A 22,665-nucleotide genomic window follows, 5' to 3' on the forward strand; every position below is an offset into this window, starting at 1 on the left:
GCTGGGTCGCCATCGGCCTGGAACCGGATCGGGTGCGCGTGAGCAAGGCCGAGTTGGCTTCGCTTGCCGAGGGATACGGCCGTCGTCCTCCTACTGTCACGATCGTCGCGCCCCCGCTGGCGACCGATCCGGGCCATGCCGCCGACCAATTGGCGGCCTACGCCGACGCGGGCGTGGAACGTGTCATCCTGGCTCCATCCGGAGCGCAGTGGCGCGCCGACTACGAGTTCGCCGCGAAGATCAAGGAGCGAGTGAATACCCTGCTCACCCGCTGAACAGCAGTCCGAGGCCCAGGCCGAGCAGCACCACCGCGATCACCGCATCCAGTACCCGCCACGCGGACGGCCGAACGAACAGCGGGCCGAGCAGTCGCGCGCCGAATCCCAGTGCGGTGAACCAGAGCACGCTGGCCAGCATCGCCCCTGCCCCGAGGAACCAGCGGTCCGGACTGCCATAGGTGCTGGCGAGCGAGCCGAGCAGCACCACGGTGTCCAGGTAGACGTGCGGGTTGAGCCAGGTCAATGCCAGGCAGGTGGCCACCGTGGCACCGAATGCCGCGGTGGCCTTTGCCGACTCGACGGTGAGCGCGGTGGAGCCGAACGCTCGCCGCGCCGCCAGCGCCGCGTAGCCGATCAGGAACGCCGCACCCGCGTAGCGCGCCACCACCACGACCCCGGGAGCGGCCTGGACGATCACGCCGAAGCCGCCGACCCCGGCCGCGATCAGCACGATGTCCGAGACCGCGCACACCGTCACCACCGCGAGCACGTGCCCGCCGCTGATTCCCTGCCGCAGGACGAACGCGTTCTGCGCACCGATCGCCACGATCAGCGAGAGGCCGAAGCCCAAACCGGACGCGGCCGCCACCGCCGCGGAAGAAATGCTCACATCCAGCGACGCTAAGCCGGGCACCATACCCAGACAAGCTAAAGATTCTTACTGGTCATTAGCATCTCTTAATTATGGACCTTCAGCTCGACCAGCTCCGCGCTCTCGACGCCGCGATCACCGAGGGGACATTCGACGCCGCGGCGCGGCGGTTGAGTGTCACCCCGTCGGCGGTCAGTCAGCGGATCAAAGCCCTGGAAGACGCAGCAGGACGGATTCTCGTGCAACGCACCAAACCGGTGCGCGCCACCGAATCCGGTCTCGCCGTGGTCCGGCTGGCCAGACAGATCCAACTGCTCGCCGCAGACACCGAACGCGAGTTGGGCGGCCGCCCCTCGGACGGTCCGATCCGGGTACCGATCGCGGTCAACGCCGACTCGCTGGAGACCTGGGTGATGCCCGCGCTCGGTCGCGCCCCACGCGGAGTGTGCTTCGAGATCCATCGCGAGGACGAGGAGCACACCACCCGGCTGCTGCGCGACGGCACCGTGATGGCCGCGATCACCTCCATCGCGCAACCGGTGCAAGGCTGCAAGGTGGAGCGGCTCGGCGCTATTCGCTACCGGCCGATGGCCAGTCCGGAGTTCGCAGGCACCTGGTTCGCCGACGGCGCGACGGCGAAGTCCTACGCGGCGGCTCCGGTGGTGCTGTTCGACCGCAAAGACGACCTGCAAGATCGCCTTTTGCGCAGGCGCAGCCGCAAACCGCTGAACCCGCCACGCCACTATGTCCCGTCGTCCTCCGGGTTCGCCGAGGCGGTCCGTCTCGGACTCGGCTGGGGGATGCTGCCCGATCTGCAAACGGAAGACGATCAGGCCGCCGGTCGCCTGGTCTCGATCGATCCAGGCGTCGTCATCGACGTTCCCCTGTATTGGCAGCAGTGGCGCCTGGACTCCCCCGCCCTCAGCGCGGTCGCAGCGACCATCGCCGCATCGGCAGCGGCCGTGCTGCGCTGAGCGTCGTTTCCCGGCAAGACATTCACGGCCCCTGACGTCGCCGGGCCGGAAGTGCGAGTACTCCCGCCCCGGCGACGCCGTATCCGAGTTGGTGCGACCGTGGGCACGGCAGCACCGCAGTGTGGTTCGGAGTCGAGGCAAGGGTGGATGGACTTCGAGTCGGCGGCCCCGGACGACACTCGCCGGTTCATGCACGTCCGATCCGGCGGTCTCGGGCTGTCGAGAGGTAGTTTGATCCCGCACGGCGACCACAGGTTCGGCTCCACCTCGCACCCGACACCAGATGCTCGAGGAGTTCACTTGGCACGGCACCGTCGTTCGCACCGATCGCGCACTCGTGACGCAGCCGCCGGGGCTGGCGTGATCGGCATCCTGCTGACCGGCCTCGGAACCGACGCGGCCGCACGCCCGATCGGCCCCTTCGACGTCGGCGGAGCGATCGAGGTCGAATACGACCAAGCCGGTGGGCCCGCCTTTTTCGGCGATCCCGTCTCCCCCGAATCCCCCGCCGCACGCGGCGGCCGCTACCAAGCTTTCGAGCGCGGCTCCTCCATCTACTGGCACCCCGACACCGGAGCGCATCAAGTCGGTGGCGCCATCCGCGACAAATGGGGCGACCTCGGGTTCGAGGGCGGGCTGCTCGGCTATCCCGTGGCCCGGGAAGCGGCAACACCGTCCAAGCCCGGCCGCTACAACGTCTTCCAGAACGGCTCCATCTATTGGTCGATCGGCACCGCCGCCCATCAGATCGGCGGCACGATCCGGGACAAGTGGGCCTCCTACGGGTGGGAGAACAGCCCGCTGGGCTTTCCCATCACCGACGAATCACCCGCGCGCGGCAGCTTCGGGCGCTACAACCTCTTCGGCGGCGGTGCCATCTACTGGTCTCCGCTCACCGGCGCCCATGTCGTCTGGGGAGCGATCCGGGAATCCTGGGAAGCCGCAGGCGGCGAAGCGGGCCGCTACGGATACCCCACAAGCGACGAATACGACTTCCAGAACGGCAAAGCCCAAGACTTCCAAGGCGGCCGGATCACCTGGCGACCGTGATATCACGCGGGATGAGCGACCGGCGCATCGTCCGGACGCCGTGAACTCCTGGCAATCCGGCGATTCCGTGCGATCACGTCGGCTCCGCCGGCGGCCCCAACCAATGTTGGGGCCGCCGCGGCCGAACCAGCCTGTGCCCGAGTCGATCCTCAGACCCCGACCTCGACAGGGATACTGCCACATCGTTTCGGCGGCGTCGCAGCGATGATCGTCCATCGGTACGCACATGCGCGCGTGCATGTGCATGGACGACTGCGGACCCGGAATCCTCGGAAATCCAGGTCGGCGACCCTGAATTGATAACGAATCAGCATCAGCGAAGGGCTTCCGATACCGAACTGTTGTCTGCCATCGCGAGCGCTGCAACCAATTCGACTCGACGACAACCTTATCCGCGATCTCGGAAACCAGTCACCCTCTGTTACTTGATGATTCATCGAAGTCACGGCGGCGATGCGAACCGCCGGGTGTCGAAGTGGGCCGCGACGCGCACGAAGCGGACGCCGCGCCTCGGGATCTCCACATCGACGGAGAACCCACCAGCTATTGCGCCGCGCCGGCTATCCGGTTGTCGCCACCGCGGAACACTGCATGGCGAGGCGCGGATCTCGGTCGAGAATCAGGCGTTCCGCTCACCGGGCCGGGTCTCCGACAGCAGCGCGCGCAGGAAGCGCACGCTGTCCGCGGGCGACAGCGCTTCCACGCTGAGCCGGTTCATGACCGACATGTATACCTCCACGTCACGCCGTTTCTCGAAGTAGAGCGAGCTGGTGAGTTGCTCGGTGTAGACGATGTCGGGCAGTTCGGGCTCCGGGAACCGGAGAATGCTGAACGGCCCGCCCGCGGCGGAGTGCCCTCCCGCCGCGTACGTCAGGACCTGGATCCGGACATTGGGGCGTGCGGCCATCTCGACCAGATACTCGATCTGCTCCCGCAGGACTTGCGTTCCGCCAACCGGGCGGCGCAGCGCGTTCTCATCGATGACCGCCCAGAGGGTCGGCGCGGCCATCCGGTCGAGAATCCGCTGGCGGCGCATGCGGATGGCGACCCGGCGCTCGGTCTCGTTCTTATTGGCGAGCTGGATCACCGCACGCGCGTAGTCGGCGGTCTGCAGCAGACCAGGAATGAATTGCGCCTCGTAGGTGCGGATCGTGGTGGCGGCTTGTTCGAGACCGATGTAGGTCTCGAACCACGCTGGGAGCAGATCACTGTAGCGCTGCCACCAGCCGGGGTCGTTGGCGCGGCGAGCCAGTTCGAAGTATGTTTCGCGTTCAGTGGGGTCGACAATGCCGTATAGGGTCAGCAGGTCGCGCAGATCGCGTTCCTTGAACCCGGTGCGGCCCAGCTCCAGACGGCTGATCTTGGCGTGCGAACCGCGAATGGAGTCGCCCGCGGCCTCCCTGGTGATCCCACATCCCTCGCGGAGCTGACGCAGACGACTGCCGAGCGCGATCCGCAGCACGGTCGGACCGCGTTCTGCAGCAGGGAATTCCGCGCTGTCGCCGCTGTCCTCATCGTTGGTCATGAGTGCCTCCGGTCGATCGAGGGGGGTAGACCGCGGGGCTCGATGCCTCCACCATTACAGCTCACGTGACGTCGGCTGCTGATCCTACTCGGCTCTACTTCAGCCCCGATCACGATGCGAGCACGAACCGCAAACTCCGGTGCGCGTGCATGTATTCGCAAGAGCGGCAACGCAATAACTTGACCACAAGGCTGGGCAAGGCGGAACCGGTGTGCGTAAAGTCGCCCCCGACGGTGGCCGCCGCGCGGAGGAGGAGAGCCATGACGTCAGCGGAAGGGTCGACCCGGCTAGCGGGAGTCGATCCCACCACCCCGAGCATCGCACGCGTGTACGACTACGCCCTCGGCGGGACGAACTTGTTCGACGTCAAAAGGGCGTTCTTCGCGGGGCTGGACATGGTTCCACCCGGACTGGTGCAGCTGCACGATTGGTGGCCCGGCGGACCCGCGCTGCGCACGCCGTGGCCCGACGAACGCCTCATCCTCGGCGGCGTCGGCCGCAAACCGTAAACCATTCCCCCACTACGGAGCGCGATATGACATCGAACGACGTGCAGATCAGCGATCAGGACATCCAAGACAAGCTGTCCGAGGTCCTCCGTTTCACCAGCATCGATCTCGCCACCTCCAAGGACGGCGTCAACTGGTGCTCGAATGCGTTCTTCGCCGAGCTGGACGGCGATCCGTTCCGCTTGACGCTCGTACTCGAGTCCGGGGGACGGACATTGGCGGGGCTACGCGCGAACCCGAGTGTCGGAGTCAAAGTCGTCCCCGACGGATTCCTCAACCCGTTCGCCCAGGGTTTGGGCACGGCCGCGGTGCGAACGCAATCCAGCGAGCGAGAGGAGACATTCCAGGCCCTGCTGCGCAAGGAGCCGCGGATCGAGCCGTTCCTGTCCACACCGATCGAGGCGGTGGTGGTGCGGGTCGACTGGTGGCGGGTCACCCATGTGCAGGGCGGTTTACTGCCGGGACGCGTGCTGTACCGGCACGGCACATAAGCGGCAAATCAGACGAATTCGGCTCCGGCCGAATGGATCAGCACCAACTGCCCGGCAAATCAGCGCACCCTTAGGCTGATGAGCCAGGCCACTGAAACGCAGAGAGAGGTCTCCATGTCCGATTCCGCTCCCCAGACCGGTGTCAGGGTGCCGGTCGGCGTGGACACCACACGCGCGAGCATCGCCCGCGTCTACGATGCGACCCTGGGCGGCAAAGACAATTACGAAGTCGACCGTTTCGTCCGCGACAAGGTCGCCGAGGTCGCGCCGCGACAGGGCGATGTGGCCTGGATGAACCGTCGCTGGCTGCACCGTGTGGTGCGATATCTCGCCGGTACCGTAGGCATCGACCAATTCCTCGATGTCGGTGCCGGTTTGCCGACGGTCGGCAACACCCACGAGATCGCGCAACAGCAGAATCCCCAGGCGCGCGTGGTGTACGTCGACAACGACCCGGTGTGCAACATCCACGGCCGGGTGTTGCTCGAACGCAACGAGTACACCCATTTCGTTCCCGCGGATCTGACCGAGCCCAAGACCTTGCTCGCGCACTCGGAGGTCACGCCACATCTCGACATCACGCGTCCGTTGGCGCTGATCCTGTGCGGAATCCTGCACCACGTCGACGACGCGCTCGATCCCGCCGGAATCATGCGGCAGTACATCGACGCACTCCCCGCGGGCTCGTACGTCGCGATCACCCACTTCTGGGATCCGGCCGACGGATCCGAAGCCCACGATATGGCCGTCGAGCTGCAACGACGTTTCACCGAAATGGGTTTGGGCTCCGGCTGGTACCGCACCCGCGAACAGATCGCCTCCTACTTCGGCGATCTGGAGTTGATCGAACCCGGCCTGGTCGAACTCGACGACTGGTGGCCGATGGGTCCCGCGCTGCGCCCGCGCCTGACCGAGGAACGCCTCCTGCTGGGCGGGGTCGGATTCAAAGCGGGCTCCACCAACGGTGTCGTGACTGCGTTGCGCCCCCGATCGACGGGCACGCACGATCTGCCCGATTCCGCCGATGATTACTCGGCAGAGAGGTAATGCCGCAATGACATACGACGACCTGAACGGACCAGATCTCCGCGAAGACCGGTGGCGTTTTCTGGAGGTTCCGCTCGGCGAAGGCCAGACCTGGCGCTACGCCGACCCCGCCGCCGAGACCGAGATCGGGGACGGCACAGTGTCGGTCCGCATCGCCGCCTTCACCCGGTCCAATGCCGACATCCAGATCCTCGACAACCCGAAGCAGCTGCTGGTGTCGACCGAGTCGTTCGATCTCACCGGCGGATCACGCACCTTCGCGGTGGAGATGGCTGCCGAGAACATCGGCGTCACCGGCGAGGATTACCGGGACGGGTTCGCCGCCTTCAACGTTCTCGATATGGGCAGTGCCCAGGTGTTCGACCTGATCGCGACGAGCACGAACGCCTATGCGATCCACGAAAGGCTGTTCGTGCCGGGTGTCGTCCCGAAAGAGCAGGCATTCACTCATGTGGTGCACGCGCCGCTGGCTGGCGTCGACATCAAACCCGGCGAGTTCCATCGCTACGCCGTCACCATCGACCGGGCTGCGGGCACCGTCGGCTGGTACGTCGACGACTCGCCGGTATACACCACTTACGCTCCGCAACTGCCCGAGTCGGTGCAAATCGGGTTCGGCATCATCACGCTGCATCCGATCGAGGACGGCCACAGCACGTCGCTGCGCGGGCAGGGACTGCACGGGTCCTGGCGGAACTTCACCGTCGACTGATCGAGTCCGAAAACACGTGGTGCCCGGTCGCCTTCGACCGGGCACCGTTTCGTCCGCCGCCTATCGCGGGGCTACCACCGCTCGGACATCTCCTTCCGTGGCCATTCGGCACCGCCCTGGCGGGCGTACTCGTCCGACATGACGTCGGTCTCCGCCACGTCGAAGTCGTACTCGTCGAACTCGCGACGGCGCGGGTCCCACACCATCGCCGCGGCCGCCACTGCCAGCAGCGTAATGACTATGGCGGCTATGACTCCATACAGCACGTCTAACACCCTCCTGAAGAATTAACGAAATGCCGACACGGCCGTGCCGGATACTCAACGCGCACAGCTCTTTTCACGTCGCACGAATTTTAAACCCAGCCGGTCCCCACGGCAGGCCGAGGATCGGTGACCCCACTCACCATCGCGCCGATCCGGCACGGGAACACGGCGCACACCGATTCAGCGGAAACACCACCGCGAACGTTCAGCGTCGCCTAGGCTCAGCGCTGTCCCGGTGGCTCCGGGACATCCCACGCGGAACCGGTAAGCCCAATCCGGCCGCGATTGCTGGTGGTAGCGGTGGGGTTCACCCAACCCGATGAACCTCGCCGTTCCCCAATTCCCCCTAAATCCCGCGGACATTCGCGTGGAATCACGCGCATCGGGCATCCGTAGAGCTACCGTCTTCGGTCATGGACGACATCGAACTGCAGCCACCGACCGTCGCCTCCCCCAAACACACCGGCCTGGTCCTGGACATCGCCGCCCTGAGCATCCACAACCCCCTCGCCGGACCCGGCGAGATCACTTATCCCTTCATCCGCTGCACCGACCACCGAGTCCTGCGCCTACCGGAGCCGCTGCACCGGTGGGCAACCGAAACCATCGCACTCAGCCACGCCACGCACGCCGCAGGCGCACCGCCCCTGTTTCCCGGTCAGGTCGAATTCGGCATTCTCGACGGCATCATGTACGCCGAAATCCTCTGAACGACAGGCGCGCCCAAGCCACGGCCGTCGCATTGCGGCAGCCGGACTTCAGCATCGAATGTGGTGTGTCGGCGCGAATGATCGCGGCATCACCCCCGCGCCGCGGCCCGCGCCGGCCAGCGGAAGGCGCACGAACTCGACATGCGGCCGTGCGCCAGGGCTCGGCCGGACGACGGTGATTCTGCGGGTGTCGAACCAGCCGGGCGCCGCGGCGGTTTGTGCCGGTGCGTCGAGTCCGCTGCGTCGGCGGCGAGGTGGTCCGGCACGCGTGTGAGCCGGCCGATTGGTCGTCTGGGCGGCCGCCGAGCCTGACCGCCGGGGCGCATTCCCCGCTGAGCCGGGACCTGAGGACAGCAGTGCGGGGCGTAGCGGATCGAGGTAAGGGAGGGCAGGGGCAGATCGTGGACCCGCGGGCTCTGCGGTGGACGAAAAGGCTGGTGGGCGGCGCGACAGGCCCCGCATGTGGCGCGCGTTCCGGGAGCACGACACACTGGACGCCGTGAATCGCATGTCAATCCGACCGCGCGACCGCGCACTGGACGGCCTGCCGTGACCGATCTCGCTCGCGGTGAGAACCGCCCCGCGCCCGGAGATCGGCTGACGGTTACCGTCACCTGCTCGGCTCCCGTCGACGTTTCGGCGCTGTTGCTGAATGCCGCGGGCAGAGTACGCTCCGACGCCGACTTCGTGTTCTTCAATCAGCCTGTCGCGACCGGCGTCACCTACCGGCACGGTCAAGGCGCCGGTGACGTGGTGGACATCCAGACCAGCGCGTTGCCCGCCGATGTGGACCGGGTCGTCGTCACCGCGAGCCTGGACGGCAGCGGGCCGCCCACGTTCGCGGCCGTCGGCTCGCTGCGCGCGACCATCGCGTCCCCCTCGGGCACGCTGGCCTTCCCGATGACCGGGCTCAGCACCGAGACCGCGGTGGTCTGCGTGGAGATCTACCGGCGCGGCGGCGGGTGGAAGGTTCGCGCGGTCGGCCAGGGTTACGACAACGGCTTGGCCGGGATCGCGACGGCGTTCGGCGTGAACATCGACGACGAACCCGCGCCGCCCGCTCCTGCTCCCCCACCGGTATCCGGACCAGCGGCTGCGGCGCCTCCGTCGTATCAGCCCGCGCCACAGTCCGCCTATCCCGCGCCCCCGGCCTATCCCGCGCCCCCGGCCTATCCACCGCAACCGGCCTACCCTCCGCAACCGGCCCATCCACCGCAACCGGCCTATTCCGCGCCCGCCGCGGCGCCGCCACCACCGATGCCTTCACCTCAGCAAGGAGCGCTGCCGATGCAGAGCGAACTGTTCGCCCCCAGCCACGCCGAAGTCACCGGCGCAGGCATTCAGAAGCAGGGCGGCAAGATGATCAAGGTCGCCGTCAACGGCGAGGTCATGGCGCGGGCCGGGTCGATGGTCGCCTACCAGGGCGACCTGCATTTCCAGGCGCTCGGCGCCGGCGGTATCGGGCGGGCGATCCAGCAGCGGCTGACCGGTGAAGGCGTTCCGCTGATGAAGGTCTCCGGCCGCGGCGACCTGTTCGTCGCGAACGGCGCAGCCGACGTGCACACCATCGATCTGGACGGCACGGACGGCCTCACCATCAACGGCGCCAACGTGCTCGCGTTCGATACCAGCCTGCGCTACGACATCCGGATGGTGCAGGGCGCCGCCGGATTCGCCAGCAACGCCGGATTGTTCAACTGCGTCTTCACCGGCCGCGGCCGCATCGCCATCACCACGCATGGCACACCGGTGGTGCTCAACGTCGATCAGCCGACCTATGCCGATCCGCAGGCGGCGGTCGCCTGGTCGTCGAGCCTGCAGACCGGCATCAAGCGCAACGACTCTTTCGGCCTCGGCAGGCTGATGGGCCGCAGCACCGGCGAGGGGATCACGCTGTCGTTCTCCGGCCACGGTTTCGTCATCGTGCAGCCCTCGGAGCTTCCGCCCGGCGGCTTCCTCGGCGGCACCGGCGGCGGCCAGGAGGCGGGGCAGAGCGGCGGCGTGCTGGGCGGGCTGTTCGGGTAGCGCGGCGCTACGCCGTGTCCTCTGCCGGCATGAGCGGAAGCCTCCGTGGTCACGCTCGGCCGCCTCCGGGCCCGGCCGCTCATGCCTGGAGCGAAACGAGCTCGACGACGGTGATGTCCGACGGTGCGCCCACGCGCACCGGCGGGCCCCACGCCCCGGCTCCCCTGCTGACGTACAACTGGGTGTCGCCGTAGCGCTCCAGCCCGGCAACGGCCGGATTCGCCAGGCCGGCAAGGTAATTGCCGGGCCAGATCTGCCCGCCGTGGGTATGGCCGGACAGCTGGAGATCGACACCGTGCGCGACCGCGTCCTCGATCAGTATCGGCTGGTGCGCCAGCAGTACCGCCGTGCGGGCGCGGTCGCGGTCGCTGAGCGCCTTGCCGAAATCCGGGCCCTGGCCGGTCCGTTCGCCCTGCACGTCGTTCACGCCCGCGAGGTCGAATCCCGGTAGCTCGGTGCGGGCATTCGCCAGCAAGTGCATGCCGAGTTCCTGGACGTGCTCGATCCACTGCTCGGCGCCGGAGAAGTACTCGTGGTTGCCGGTGACGAAGAACGCGCCATGCCGGGCCCGCAGCCGCGCCAGCGGCTCGACGGCCGAGCGCAGGTGCTCGACGCTGCCGTCCACCAGGTCACCGACGACGGCGATGAGGTCGGGCTGAGTGTCGTTGACGGTCCGGACCACCCGCTCGGCGAAGCCGCGGCCCAGGATGGGGCCGAGATGGACGTCGCTGACCACCGCGATGCGGAATCCATCGGCATTGCGCGGCAATTTCGCCAGGGGCACGGCCACACGCTTGACGCTGGGTCCGTTGAGGACGCCATACGCTCCGAGGCCAACGGTGGTCGCGGCGGCGGCCGCAGCGGCTCCACCCACCACCCGCGAGACGAAGACGCGACGAGGTAGTCGAGCGGCCGTAGGCGGCGCGGTGGCGACGGACTCAGCCGACCCCGCTGCCCTGGACCCCGCCGACCCCGCCGCCCTGGACTCAGCCGACGCTGTCGCGGCAACCTCGTCCGGCACGGAATCCGGCGCTGCTACGGAGTCCTCGACGGCACCCGGTTCACCCGCAACAGCCGTGGCCCGCCCGGAATTCGGTGCTGCTGCGGAGTCCGCGGCGGCAGGGGTTTCACCCGCAACAGCGGTAGCCCGTCGGGGATCCGATGCGAGCCCACCCGAGTTCCCAGCAGCAGTCGCTTCACTCGCAACAGCCCTCGCCTGCAGAGAATCCGGCGTTGCTACAGAATCCACGGCAGCAGCCGGTTCACTCGCAACAGCCGTAGCCCGTAGGGGATCCGATGCGAGCCCACCCGAGTCCCCGGCAGCAGTCGCTTCACTCGCAACAGCCCTCGCCTGCACGGAATCCGGCGTTGCTATGGAATCCACGGCAGCAGCCGGTTCACTCGCAACAGCCGTAGCCCGTAGGGAATTCGATGCGAGCGCACCCGAGTCCGCGGCGGCGGCAGGTTCCCGCGCAATAGCCTTGTCCTGGTCGGGACTCAGAGCGGATGTGGGCTCCACCTCGACCGTAGCGGCCGGTGCGTCCAGCGGTGGGTCGCGATCGATCCAGCGCAGCAGCAGGAACCGGATCGGCTCGCCGACCAGCAGCGCCAGCAGCAGGTAGACGAACAGCGCACCCCAGAGGTAGCCGGGCCAGGCGATGATCCGGACCACGGCGAACGGAGCGGACGCCACTTCGGCGACCGTCGCACCGATCAGCAGCAGCGGCCCTGCCAGCACCACCGCGGTGCCGACGCGTCGCCCCGGGGAGCCCTCGTTCGTCGTGTCCCGCACCAAGCGCCGCCACAGGTACCAGTGCAGCGCGCCGAACACTGCGACAACACCGACCACCGCGAGGATGGCTCCGACGGCAACAAGCACAACGACCACAACGGCACTCTCTGTGAGCTTTTCGGGATCCGCGGCACCAACTTACGTCACGGCATCCGTGACGCGCGCCGAGCCGGGTTCCCGCTTCCGGTCATCTCGTCCGCTCGAGCACGCCGCGCACGAAGGCGGCCTGACCCGCGTGTTGCAAATCGTCGGCGATCGCGCTGACCAGCCGCACGCCCAGCGTCACCGGCGGGTCCCATCGGGTGTCGACGACGCGGTCCAGATCGCCGTCCTCGAGTTCACGAACGAAACGCAGCGTCTGCTCGTGCACGGCGTCGAAGTAGCCGGTGAGCAGTTCGGCCGACGCGCGGATGACGGCCACGTCGGCGGGCCGGTCGCCGTATCCGGTCGCGGTTTTGTCGACCGGCAGGCCGAACCGGTCGAACCAGCCCTGCGCGGTCCATACCTGCTCGATGCCTGCCACATCGGCAATGTGGTCGTCCTGCACGCGGGTCAGATGCCACACCAGCCACGCGATCGAGTTGGCTCCTGCATCGACCCGATGGACCAGGTCGTCCTCCCCCAGTCCGTCCACCGCCTCGTGCACTGTCTCCTTGATCCGTTCGTAGCCGTCGGTCAGCACATCGGCACTCGTGGCCATGGTCGACTCCTCTCGATGTCCGGTGCCCTGACGGTACCCAGCGCGGCCACCCCGCACGAGCGCCGACGCGGCCGGCGAGGCGGAATTCTCGCACGATCGCACCACATTGAACGTGCCGTTATATGGCGGTACGATATTCAGTGGCGAGATCAGGTTCGGTGGAGGCAACTGGGTCACCGGCCGGACGACTACCTACCGCAGTGAGGAAGTACCGAATGATGCACGACCACAAGGCCGGACGCGCACGGCGCACGGCTGTCCGCGTGGCGATGGTCGCCGCGCTCGCACTGACGCCGGTCGCCGCCACCGCGGCGCCCGCGCTGGCGCAGCAGCCGACCGTCGCGCAGGCCGAAGAAATCCACGGACGCGGGTGGCATCACCACGGCGGGTGGGGTCGCCACGGCTACGGCGGCTGGGGCGGCTGGGGCGGCTACGGATACTGGGGCAGCCCATACGGTTTCTGGGGCAGCCCGTTCGGCATGTGGCCCGGCATCTTCGTGCCGCTGCTCGGCACTGGAAGCGCCTTCTGAGCACCAGCGTCTTACCTCAGCTGATTCCGGCTCCGCGGCATCCGCTTCGGGGCAGCGGCCTTTCCCGCACGCTGCGACCGTGGAGCCGGAATCGCCTGTAGCCGAATGGACTCGGCTCTCGATGGCCGAACCCGCCGCCCACCCGAACCTTGCACCTTCCCCGGCGATCGTCCCGGTGAGACGGAAATCCGCAACAGGATGGCGTCCTCGAATTGTGCTTCCGCACAACGAGACTGCTTGAGCGATCGAAGCTCGCAGCCCATGGCGGCTTCTCCACACACCAGAGCGATGCCGCAGCAGCATCGGGGCAGCACCACCGGCGTGCTCGCACCGCACCATGTGCTCGCGCCTGGAATTTTCGAAGAAATACGTCATTCCAGCGATCGAATTATCTGCCATATCGGCCGGGTCAGCAGACATTTGGCAATCCATCGAAAAATGTGGACGAAAGTCCCACTGCCCATCCATAATTCGCGCACCCGTAGCGGTGGAGCGATGTGGTTATTTTTCAGTGAAATTCGCAGAACGATTGCTTCGGCAAAGCCGTGCGGCCAGAATGGGTAGGGCCGAGAACCGGCACTTCGGGGATTCGTCGGCACTCGTGGCCGACACGACTATGTGGGGAAATACGATGAGAGTCAACAGATTCGCCGCCACCGCCCTGCTCGCGGTCGGAGCCACCGGAATAGCGACGGGCGTCGCGAATGCCCATCCCGCCGCGCCCGCGCAGGTCAGCGTGCACGGTGTCGAGCAGGGAGTCGGATTCACCTCGGCGCCTGCTCCTGACGGCAGCGCGGTGGTCACCACTGTGGCCGCGGGCAGCTTCGCCTTGACCACCGACGCCAGAGCCGTCGAACTCCGTGACGGCGCTGGGCAGGTCATCACGACCGTTCCGCTGGCCTTCCAGTCCTCCGGAGCGACGTACGGACTGGCGCCGACGATCACCGATGCCGGCCGCACCCTCACGGTGACTCCGGTCGGCGCTCCCGCGGCGACCGATCGGCTCAACCAGTTCGTCAACGAGCAGGAAACGCTCGCGCGCAAGCAGCACAACGCGGGGGTGGGCGCCCTCATCGGCGCGGGAATCGGGGCCGTGATCGGCTTCTTCCTCGGCGGCGTCGGTGCGCTGGTCACTGTTCCGATCGGAGCGGGAATCGGTGCGCTGATCGGTTTCGCCACACCGTAATCCGCCGGTTCGGTGTGCGGCCGCCGATCGCGCGACCGCACACCGCCGCCGGAATTGCGTAGACACCGTTCATTTCGCGTGCGGTGTGAAAGTACAGGGGCTGACCACAAGGCACCGAACTCCAGCACCGGCCTGTGCGCCGAGGACGGTTTCACGCCGGAAACAGCGCCCCACGCCCGCCGAGCTCTGCGCAGATGTCATGACTCACGCGAAAGTCCGCCATCCGCTGGTCCAAGAGCCTGCGCGCCGGTCGGCGCCCCGGCGACATCTCACCCACCGCGGTCTCCGCTGCCGCTGACCGACTCCGTGCAGCCCGGCGCAAAACGGGATCTCGGAGGCGCTCACTGCGGCATGATGAGAGAGCACGGAGACGATCGGAGCGACGACACAGGATCGCGAGATGGCACAGAGCCGTTCCCTCGCGCAGCAACGGGCTGCACTGGAACAAGAGTGGTCCCGATGGATACCCGCCGGAACACCGCAGGGTGATTCCGCGCTGCGCAGTGAGGTCGCGCAATCCTGGCTGCGATCGCTGCGCACCGTCGATCCCGCGTGTGACCACGCTCCCCACGACGAAGCCGACGTAGCCGCCCGCTGGGCCGAGTCCCCGCTGCGCACACCGGTATCCGAGCTGACCGACCAGCTGCGCGGCGTCACCGAGGACGCGGGCTACGTCGCCGCGATCACCGACGAGAGCGGCACCATTCTGTGGTCGCACGGCGGCCCGGTCATGCGCCGCCGCGCCGAGCAGGTGAACTTCGCGCCGGGCGGGCGATGGGACGAGGCGCACATGGGCACGAACGCATTGTCACTGGCGCTGCGCACCGAACGGCCGCACACCGTGTTCTCCGCTGAGCATTTGGTGGCTGCCCTGCACGGATGGGTCTGCTATTGCGCGCCGATCCGCGGCGCGGACGGCCATCAGCTCGGCGTGCTGGACCTGTCCACGACCTGGGACCGAGCCCACCCGCTGGCCATGGCCACGGCACGCGCCCTGGTCAGCGCCATCGAGACCAAGCTGCACCACCGCATGGCAGCGCCGGGCGTCCGGCTGACCTGCCTCGGCACCGGCCGCCTGACCCGCGCCGGAGCACCTGTGCGGTTGCGCCCCAGGCACCTGGAGATCTTGGCGCTGCTGGCGCTCGAGCCGGAGGGCTATACGCATGAGCGGCTGCACTTCGCGGTGTACGGCGATCGGCCGGTCGGCGCGAGCACACTCAAGTCCGAGATGTCCTACCTGCGGCGCGCGACCGGCGGTGACATCACCAGCCGGGTCTATCAGCTGGTGAGCCCACTGTCCTGCGACGCGGTGGACGTGCTCGCGGCGCTGGAAGCAGGCGATACCGCCATGGCCGTCGAGTTGTATCGCGGGCCGCTGCTGCCCGACTCGGATACTCCGGGAATTGTGCGGTGGCGCGAGTATCTGGAGGTCGGCGTGCGCACCGCGGTGCTGTCCAGCGCGACCGCCGAGCACGCGCTGCGCTACGGGGAACGCGCGCCCCACGACATCGAAGTGCACGAACACGCGCTGCGCCTGTTGCCCGCCGGCGACGGTCGTCGTGCGCTCGCCGCGGCGCGGCTGCACAGCGCGCTGCACGACTGAGACCCGGGCCCCGCCCGTGCGCCTCAATGTTTCCTCAACCCTCGCGCGGCATAGTGACCTGCATCACGGCCGGACCGCCGTGCGCTTCACGTCCGCAACCAGCGAGGAGTCACCCGCCATGAGCTATGCAAAGCCGGGAACCGAGGGCAGCGTCGTCGAATTCGCCACGCGCTACGAGAACTTCATCGGCGGCGAATGGACCGCCCCCGTGGAGGGCCGGTACTTCGAGAATCCCTCCCCGGTGGACGGACAGACGTTCTGCGAGGTGGCACGGTCGTCGGCCGCCGACATCGATCTGGCGTTGGACGCCGCGCACCAGGCGGCCGACGCGTGGGGTGCCACCTCGGCCACCGAGCGCGCGAACATCCTGAACAAGATCGCCGACCGGATCGAGGACAACCTCGAGGCGCTCGCGGTCGCCGAGACCTGGGAGAACGGCAAGCCGGTCCGCGAAACGCTGGCCGCCGACCTGCCGTTGGCGGTCGATCACTTCCGCTACTTCGCCGGAGCCGTCCGCGCCCAGGAGGGCGGTATCAGCGAGGTCGACGCCGACACCATCGCCTACCACTTCCACGAACCGCTCGGTGTGGTCGGGCAGATCATTCCGTGGAACTTCCCGATCCTGATGGCCGCCTGGAAGCTCGCGCCCGCACTGGCCGCGGGCAACGCGGTGGTGCTCAAGCCCGCCGAGCAGACGCCGGCTTCGATCCTGAAGGTGGTCGAGCTGATCGCCGATCTGCTGCCTGCAGGAGTGCTGAACGTGGTCAACGGCTTCGGCGTCGAGGCGGGCAAACCACTGGCCGCCAGCCCGCGGGTGGCCAAGGTCGCGTTCACCGGAGAGACCACCACCGGCAGGCTGATCATGCAGTACGCCAGCGAGAACATCATCCCGGTCACGCTCGAACTGGGCGGCAAGAGCCCCAACATCTTCCTGCCCGACGTCATGGCCGCCGACGACGCCTTCCTGGACAAGGCCATCGAGGGATTCGTGATGTTCGCGCTCAATCAGGGCGAGGTGTGCACGTGCCCGTCCCGCGCGCTGATCCACTCGTCGATCTACGACGAGTTCATCGCCCGGTGCCTGGAGCGGACGAAGGCGATCAAGGGCGGCGACCCGCTGGAGGAGACCACCATGATCGGCGCGCAGGCTAGCAACGACCAGTACGAGAAGATCCTGTCCTACATCGACATCGGGCGTCGCGAAGGCGCGCAGGTGCTCACCGGCGGCGGTGCGCGCAAGGTCGAGGGCTACCCCGGCGGCTACTACGTGGAGCCGACGATCTTCGCCGGCCGCAACGACATGCGGATCTTCCAGGAGGAGATCTTCGGGCCGGTCGTGTCGGTGACCACGTTCGACTCCACCGACGAGGCGCTGAAGCTCGCCAACGACACCCTCTACGGTCTCGGCGCCGGGGTGTGGACCCGCGACATCAACGCCGCCTACCGGCTCGGCAGGCAGATCAAGGCCGGCCGCGTCTGGACCAACTGCTATCACGCCTATCCCGCGCACGCGGCCTTCGGCGGCTACAAGAAGTCCGGTATCGGACGCGAGAACCACCGCATGATGCTCGACCACTACCAGCAGACGAAGAACCTGCTGGTCAGCTACTCCCCGGACAAGCTCGGATTCTTCTGATGCCCGATCCGGTCCAGCGCGTCGAACTCACCGAGCCCGCGGAAGTGCTGCTGCACAAGCTGATCCAGCAGCACGGCCCGGTCATGTTCCACCAGTCCGGCGGCTGCTGCGACGGCAGCTCACCGATGTGCTATCCGCGCGGCGAGTTCCGGGTCGGCGCGTCGGACGTGCTGCTCGGGCACCTCGCCGCGGACACGCCGTTCTGGATGAGCGCGGACCAGTTCGAGTACTGGCGCCACACCCACCTCACCGTCGACGTGGTGCCGGGACGCGGCAGCGGGTTCTCCCTGGAAGCGCCCGAAGGCGTGCGCTTCCTGATCCGTTCGCGGTTGCTCACCGACGAGGAAGTGGCCTTCCTCGACGCGTATCCGCCACGAACCGGTGCCGACCAGCCCCAGTGACCGGGGCATCGGCCGACTGAGCGATACGACTGCGCCGGTGCACCGACCGGGCTGCTCACCGAAATGCCGCCTCGGTGAGCAGCCCGCCCCTCCCGGGCGCGGCCGGAAAAAAATTCCATGCGGGAATAAGTGAGGAGCGGATACGGTCATCCGAGATGATTAGATAAGCGAACGAGAGGGGCCGCCGTGGCGACCGAGACTGTGACGGCGCCGGTCGGCCTCCGCTCCGAACGGGGCGCCATCCTCGGTTCGCTGATGCTGGCGACCGGGCTGGTCGCGCTCGATTCGACGGTCATCGCCACGGCGGTGCTGACCATCACCGACAGTCTCGGTGGTTTCGCGCAGTTCCCCTGGCTCTTCTCGGTCTATCTGCTGGCGCAAGCGGTGACGGTGCCGATCTACGGCAAGCTCGCCGACACCGTCGGCCGCAAGCCGGTGATCCTGTTCGGCATCGCGATGTTCGCGGTTGGTTCGCTGCTGTGCGGGGTGGCGACCAGCATGCTCGCGCTGATCGTCTTCCGCGCGGTGCAGGGCATCGGCGCCGGGGCGATCCAGCCGATGACGATGACCATCGCCGGTGACCTGTACACGCTGCAGGAGCGCGCCAGGGTGCAGGGCTATCTGGCCAGCGTGTGGGCCATGTCGAGCGTGGCGGGCCCGCTGCTGGGCGGCCTGTTCGCCGAATACGTCAGCTGGCGCTGGATCTTCCTGATCAACCTTCCGCTCTCCGCGCTCGCCTGCTGGATGCTGGTGCGCAACTTCACCGAGAGCGCGCCGCGGCGCACCCAGCGCGTCGACTACCTCGGCGCGGCCCTGCTCACCCTCGGCGCGGGCGCGCTGATCCTGGGACTGCTCGAGGGCGGCCAGGCGTGGGCGTGGTCCTCCCCCACCAGCATCGGGATCTTCGGCGGCGGCGCGGTCGTGCTCGTGCTGTTCGGGCTGGTGGAGCGCGGCGCCGAGAATCCGATCCTGCCGCTGTGGGTGTTCACCCGCCGCGTGGTGATCGCCAGCAGCTTGGTGTCCGTGCTGATCGGTGCGGTCTTGCTCGGATTGACCTCCTACGTCCCGACTTTCACCCAGGGCGTGCTCGGCACCGGTGCGCTCGTCGCGGGGCTCACGGTTGGCGCGCTGACCCTCGGCTGGCCGCTGGCTGCGTCCCAGGCCGGGAAGGTATACCTGCGGGTCGGCTTTCGCGTGAGCGCCCTGATCGGCAGCGGACTGGCCGCGCTCGGAGCCGCCAGCACGCTGCTGATCACGCAGAGTTCGTCGCTGTGGCAGGTCGCCGCGTCCTGTTTCGTGATCGGCACCGGCATGGGCCTGGTCGCCACTCCGACCTTGATCGCGGCGCAGACCAGCGCCGAATGGACCGAACGCGGCGTGGTGACCTCGGCCAATATGTTCGCCCGCTCGATCGGCAGCGCCGTGGGCGTGGCGGTGTTCGGGGCGATGGTGAACGCCCGGATCGGCCATGCCGATCACCCGCAGCCCGCGGCGCTGGCCTCGGCGGTGCACCTGGTCTTCGTCGCGATCGCGGCGATGGCGGTGGTGATGGTGGTCGCCTCGGCCATGATGCCGAGCCGCTCATCGAGCGACTGACGCGCGAAGTCAGCCGGTTTTCGGAAGTTCGCCCGATACCCTCCGAAGCATGCTGGGCTTCCTGACCGAACCGGACTTGGAGGAAACAGTGGCGGTAGCCGTCTGCGCGATCATCGGGGTGTGCTTTTTGGGAATGGGCGGCTACGGGCTCGGCGCGCCCGCCGCGCTGATCCGGCCGTTCGGCGTCCAGCTCACCGAAACACCGGCGCGCTATGAAGTGCGCGCCGTCTACGGCGGCTTCGGCGTGGCGATGGCGGCCGTGCTCGCGGTGGCCGCGCTGGACGTCGGATCACTGCGCTCCGGGATCATGGTCGCGGTCGGCGCCGCCTTGGCGGGTATGGCGCTCGGCCGAGTCGTCTCCGCTGTGCTCGACGAGCGAACCTCCTTCTACCCCAATTGGTTCTACTGCGCGGTGGAAGCGATCGGCGCTACCGCGCTGTTCCTCACGGTGTAATGACCAGGCGCGAGCCGCGCACGCCGACTCGCGCTACCCGTTTCGGCGGTTCAGCGCACCACGGCTTGGCTTGGGGCGCTGGACGGCATGAATCAGCCCGGCACGCTACCGCGCCGCGTGGAGGCGCCCTGATGCCGGGCAGCGGATTCCTACCAGACCGGACATTCCGCATGCCATGATCGGTTCGATACCGATGAGAACCTGTCATGACTGAACAACCGACGCGGCTGCCGCGACTACGCCGCTACGCCCTCCGCACCATTGTTGCCCTGCTCGCGGTCGTCGCCGTCCTTGTCGGCGCGGCGTTCGCGACAACAAGTCTCCTGCGCATCCCGGCGCCGCCGACACTGCTGAACCTCATGGCCGACCCGCCGTCCACCCAGGGCGCGTTGTTCGAGAGCAGGACGGTGGCCGCCTCCGCCACTCCGCGTCCGCTCCCGGTCGCGACGCGACCACTGCCGGACCGGGTTCCGTGGAAGGGCTCGCAGGTTTCGGTCGCCGACTTCCTCCGCATGACGCACACCAATTCGTTCCTGGTCCTGCGTGACGGCGCCCTGACCAACGAGTGGTATCGCGACGGCGTCGCGGCGACCACACGCCAGTCCTCGTGGTCGGTGGCGAAATCCATCGTGTCGCTGTTGACGGGCCGAGCTATCGACGCCGGGAAGCTCCGCGAAGACGATCGCCTGGTGGGCATCCTCCCCCAGCTGGCCACCGGCGGCCCCTACGACCGCGTCACCATCCGCGACCTGCTGGACATGGCCTCCGGCGTCGACGTCGGGGAGAACTACAACAAATACCTGCCGCTGACCGGCACCGCCCGCATGTATCTCACCGAGGACCTGGCCGGATTCGTCCGCGAGCACCGCGGCCTGCGATTCGATCCCGGCAGTGCGGGCGATTACCGCAGCGTGGACACCCAACTGCTGGGCATGGCGGTGGCGAAGGTCGAGGGGATGCCGCTCGGCGAGGTGTTGCAGCGTGACATCTGGGATCCGATGGGCGCCCAGGACGACGCGCTGTGGAACCTCGACCGCGCGGGCGGTGACGAGAAAGCGTTCTGCTGCCTGAACGCGACGGCCCGCGATTTCGCCAAGATCGGCCAGCTGGTGCTGGACGGCGGACGCGCGGGCGATGCGCAGATCGTGCCGCCCGCGTGGATCGAGCGCATCCGCACCCCGGGCCCGCACCTGGTCGGCGACTGGCCTTATGCCGCGCAGTGGTGGCATCCGACCGGTGGGGACGGCGCGGACCTCACCGCCGTCGGGGTCTACGGACAGTACGTCTACGTCGACCCGCCCAGCGGCACGGTCATCGTGGAGCTCAGCGACCACGGGACCACGCAGGACGAGCAGGAGACGATCGAGGTGTTCCGCGCGATCGCCCGCGGCTGAGGCGGCCGCGAAATACAGCGGGCGCGCCCGGCGTTGGCACTGGGGATCGGCACTGTGAGGAGACCCATGATCGACGTCCCGTTGTCCGTACTGGATCTCGCGCCGGTGCAGTCCGGCCGCACCGTCGGCGAGGGACTGGACGCGACGACCGAATTGGCCCGGCGCACCGAAACTTTGGGCTATCACCGGTTCTGGGTCGCCGAACACCACAACATGCCCGGCATCGCCAGCTCGGCGCCGAGCGTGCTGCTCGCCCACCTGGCGGCCGCCACCTCGACCATGCGGGTCGGTTCCGGCGGGGTAATGCTGCCCAACCACGCTCCCCTGGTGGTCGCCGAGCAGTTCGGCACCCTGCACGCGCTGCACCCGGGACGGGTCGACCTGGGCATCGGACGCGCGCCGGGCACCGATCAGGCGACCGCACGCGCGCTGCGGCGGACCGAGAACGGCTTGTCGGCGGAGTCGTTCCCCCAGGAACTGGCCGCGCTGCTCGGTTACTTCCGCGGCGCCGATCCCGCTGGCATCGCCGCGACGCCGGGCCGCGGCGAGGAGCCGGAGATCTGGCTGCTCGGCTCCAGCGGCTACAGCGCGCAGGTCGCGGCGGTGCTGGGCCTGCCGTTCGCCTTCGCCCACCACATCGCCCCGGACAACACCGAGCCCGCGCTGGCACTGTATCGCGAGCATTTCCGGCCCTCGGAACGGCTGCCACGCCCGCACGCGATGGTGGCGGTCGCCGCCATCTGTGCCGATACCGACGAGCGCGCCGAAACCCTCGCCGGACCCCGTGACCTGGCTTTCCTGAATCTGATCCGCGGCACACCGCGGGCTCTGGCGACGCCGGAGGAGGCCGCTGCGTTCGAACCGTCGGAACAGGAGCGCGCGTTCATCAAGCAGCGCCGGGCCGGGCAACTGCTCGGCTCGCCGGAGACGGTGCGCGCCCAGCTCACCGACCTGCTGCGGCGCACGGAAGCCGACGAGCTGATGATCAACACGCTGGTCTACGACATCGACGACCGGGTGCGTTCATTCGAATTGATCAAGGAGAAGGTCGCCGCGTAGGCGAGCGCTGCGGGCGATGCACACCGCCGAGCAAAACACGGGCGAGTGGATCATGACGGCGGCCTCGTGGGCATGCTCGAGCCGCGCGAGAGGAATGGGGAGCGAGGCATGGCATAGCCCCGCCTGTGGTCCTGC

At 67.9% G+C, this 22,665-nt stretch carries 21 protein-coding genes and 2 pseudogenes; 18 read left to right on the forward strand and 5 right to left on the reverse strand.

Translation table 11 applies throughout. The features are described 5' to 3' along the window. Positions 1-275: pseudogene (locus NA4_RS41305) on the forward strand (LLM class flavin-dependent oxidoreductase); the annotation flags it as partial. On the opposite strand, the gene NA4_RS08310 reads toward NA4_RS41305, so the two are convergent. Beyond that, complete coding sequence (locus tag NA4_RS08310) at positions 265-882, reverse strand: LysE/ArgO family amino acid transporter (protein WP_067466764.1); 618 nt, start codon at positions 880-882, stop codon at positions 265-267. The pseudogene NA4_RS41305 and the gene NA4_RS08310 overlap by 11 nt on opposite strands. A gap of 80 nt (positions 883-962) precedes the next feature. On the opposite strand from NA4_RS08310, the gene NA4_RS08315 reads away from it, so the two are divergent. Both NA4_RS08315 and NA4_RS08320 read left to right on the forward strand, forming a co-directional pair. Beyond that, entirely contained in the window at positions 963-1,844 is an 882-nt protein-coding gene (locus NA4_RS08315; protein ID WP_067466553.1) for a LysR family transcriptional regulator ArgP, read from the forward strand. 300 nt (positions 1,845-2,144) lie between these two features. Then, a complete protein-coding gene (locus tag NA4_RS08320) occupies positions 2,145-2,894 on the forward strand; it encodes an LGFP repeat-containing protein (protein WP_067466767.1) in 750 nt (249 codons plus the stop codon). A 619-nt stretch (positions 2,895-3,513) separates the two neighbouring features. Here NA4_RS08320 and NA4_RS08325 read toward each other — a convergent pair. After that, positions 3,514-4,419, reverse strand: coding sequence for a Sco1979 family transcriptional regulator (locus NA4_RS08325; RefSeq protein WP_067466556.1), 906 nt, complete (start codon positions 4,417-4,419; stop codon positions 3,514-3,516). Between the two features lie 260 nt (positions 4,420-4,679). On the opposite strand from NA4_RS08325, the gene NA4_RS38805 reads away from it, so the two are divergent. The 4 genes from NA4_RS38805 (at position 4,680) to NA4_RS08350 (ending at position 7,178) form a co-directional block, all read left to right on the forward strand. Beyond that, positions 4,680-4,928: an SAM-dependent methyltransferase gene (locus NA4_RS38805; RefSeq protein ID WP_245671190.1), complete on the forward strand. Its 249-nt coding sequence runs from the start codon at positions 4,680-4,682 to the stop codon at positions 4,926-4,928. A gap of 26 nt (positions 4,929-4,954) precedes the next feature. Further along, positions 4,955-5,419 carry a hypothetical protein gene (locus NA4_RS08340; protein ID WP_084496905.1) on the forward strand — a complete coding sequence of 155 codons (465 nt, stop codon included), beginning with the start codon at positions 4,955-4,957 and terminating at the stop codon, positions 5,417-5,419. 78 nt (positions 5,420-5,497) lie between these two features. Further along, entirely contained in the window at positions 5,498-6,466 is a 969-nt protein-coding gene (locus NA4_RS08345) for an SAM-dependent methyltransferase (protein ID WP_245671191.1), read from the forward strand. A 7-nt stretch (positions 6,467-6,473) separates the two neighbouring features. Beyond that, positions 6,474-7,178, forward strand: coding sequence for a DUF6081 family protein (locus NA4_RS08350; RefSeq protein WP_245671192.1), 705 nt, complete (start codon positions 6,474-6,476; stop codon positions 7,176-7,178). Between the two features lie 71 nt (positions 7,179-7,249). Here the strand turns inward: NA4_RS08350 and NA4_RS08355 are convergent, their stop codons facing one another. Then, positions 7,250-7,444 (reverse strand): hypothetical protein, encoded by a 195-nt coding sequence (locus tag NA4_RS08355; RefSeq protein ID WP_157128896.1) that lies wholly within the window; start codon positions 7,442-7,444, stop codon positions 7,250-7,252. Positions 7,445-7,857: 413 nt separating this feature from the next. Between NA4_RS08355 and NA4_RS08360 the strand changes: the two genes are divergently transcribed. After that, entirely contained in the window at positions 7,858-8,154 is a 297-nt protein-coding gene (locus NA4_RS08360; RefSeq protein ID WP_067466576.1) for a hypothetical protein, read from the forward strand. 549 nt (positions 8,155-8,703) lie between these two features. Next, a complete protein-coding gene (locus tag NA4_RS08365) occupies positions 8,704-10,179 on the forward strand; it encodes an AIM24 family protein (protein WP_067466578.1) in 1,476 nt (491 codons plus the stop codon). A gap of 79 nt (positions 10,180-10,258) precedes the next feature. On the opposite strand, the gene NA4_RS42480 is transcribed toward NA4_RS08365, so the two are convergent. Together NA4_RS42480 and NA4_RS08375 are read right to left on the reverse strand one after the other, a co-directional pair. Continuing rightward, entirely contained in the window at positions 10,259-12,067 is a 1,809-nt protein-coding gene (locus NA4_RS42480) for a metallophosphoesterase (RefSeq protein ID WP_245671193.1), read from the reverse strand. Between the two features lie 91 nt (positions 12,068-12,158). Further along, a complete protein-coding gene (locus NA4_RS08375) occupies positions 12,159-12,671 on the reverse strand; it encodes a mycothiol transferase (protein WP_067466777.1) in 513 nt (170 codons plus the stop codon). A 215-nt stretch (positions 12,672-12,886) separates the two neighbouring features. On the opposite strand from NA4_RS08375, the gene NA4_RS41910 reads away from it, so the two are divergent. The 9 genes and pseudogenes from NA4_RS41910 (at position 12,887) to NA4_RS08420 (ending at position 22,530) form a co-directional block, all read left to right on the forward strand. Beyond that, positions 12,887-13,201, forward strand: a complete 315-nt coding sequence (locus tag NA4_RS41910; RefSeq protein WP_067466581.1) for a hypothetical protein — start codon at positions 12,887-12,889, stop codon at positions 13,199-13,201. A 631-nt stretch (positions 13,202-13,832) separates the two neighbouring features. After that, positions 13,833-14,387: a DUF8020 domain-containing protein gene (locus tag NA4_RS08385; protein ID WP_067466584.1), complete on the forward strand. Its 555-nt coding sequence runs from the start codon at positions 13,833-13,835 to the stop codon at positions 14,385-14,387. Positions 14,388-14,787: 400 nt separating this feature from the next. Next, on the forward strand, positions 14,788-15,990 hold the full coding sequence (locus tag NA4_RS08390; RefSeq protein ID WP_067466587.1) for a sigma-54-dependent transcriptional regulator family protein: 1,203 nt from the start codon (positions 14,788-14,790) through the stop codon (positions 15,988-15,990). A 118-nt stretch (positions 15,991-16,108) separates the two neighbouring features. Beyond that, positions 16,109-17,626 (forward strand): acetaldehyde dehydrogenase ExaC, encoded by a 1,518-nt coding sequence (exaC, locus tag NA4_RS08395; RefSeq protein ID WP_067466590.1) that lies wholly within the window; start codon positions 16,109-16,111, stop codon positions 17,624-17,626. Next, positions 17,626-18,027 (forward strand): DUF779 domain-containing protein, encoded by a 402-nt coding sequence (locus NA4_RS08400; RefSeq protein ID WP_067466593.1) that lies wholly within the window; start codon positions 17,626-17,628, stop codon positions 18,025-18,027. Before exaC ends, NA4_RS08400 begins: the two co-directional genes overlap by 1 nt. A 174-nt stretch (positions 18,028-18,201) precedes the next feature. Further along, positions 18,202-19,623: pseudogene (locus tag NA4_RS08405) on the forward strand (MDR family MFS transporter); the annotation flags it as partial. 49 nt (positions 19,624-19,672) lie between these two features. After that, positions 19,673-20,077 carry a DUF4345 family protein gene (locus NA4_RS08410; protein WP_067466599.1) on the forward strand — a complete coding sequence of 135 codons (405 nt, stop codon included), beginning with the start codon at positions 19,673-19,675 and terminating at the stop codon, positions 20,075-20,077. A 206-nt stretch (positions 20,078-20,283) separates the two neighbouring features. Next, positions 20,284-21,471 carry a serine hydrolase domain-containing protein gene (locus NA4_RS08415; RefSeq protein ID WP_067466601.1) on the forward strand — a complete coding sequence of 396 codons (1,188 nt, stop codon included), beginning with the start codon at positions 20,284-20,286 and terminating at the stop codon, positions 21,469-21,471. 66 nt (positions 21,472-21,537) lie between these two features. After that, positions 21,538-22,530: an LLM class flavin-dependent oxidoreductase gene (locus NA4_RS08420; RefSeq protein WP_067466604.1), complete on the forward strand. Its 993-nt coding sequence runs from the start codon at positions 21,538-21,540 to the stop codon at positions 22,528-22,530. The last annotated feature ends 135 nt before the right edge of the window (positions 22,531-22,665 follow it).

The sequence above is a fragment of the Nocardia amamiensis NBRC 102102 genome, assembly GCF_001612745.1.
Classification (GTDB): Bacteria; Actinomycetota; Actinomycetes; order Mycobacteriales; family Mycobacteriaceae; genus Nocardia; species Nocardia amamiensis.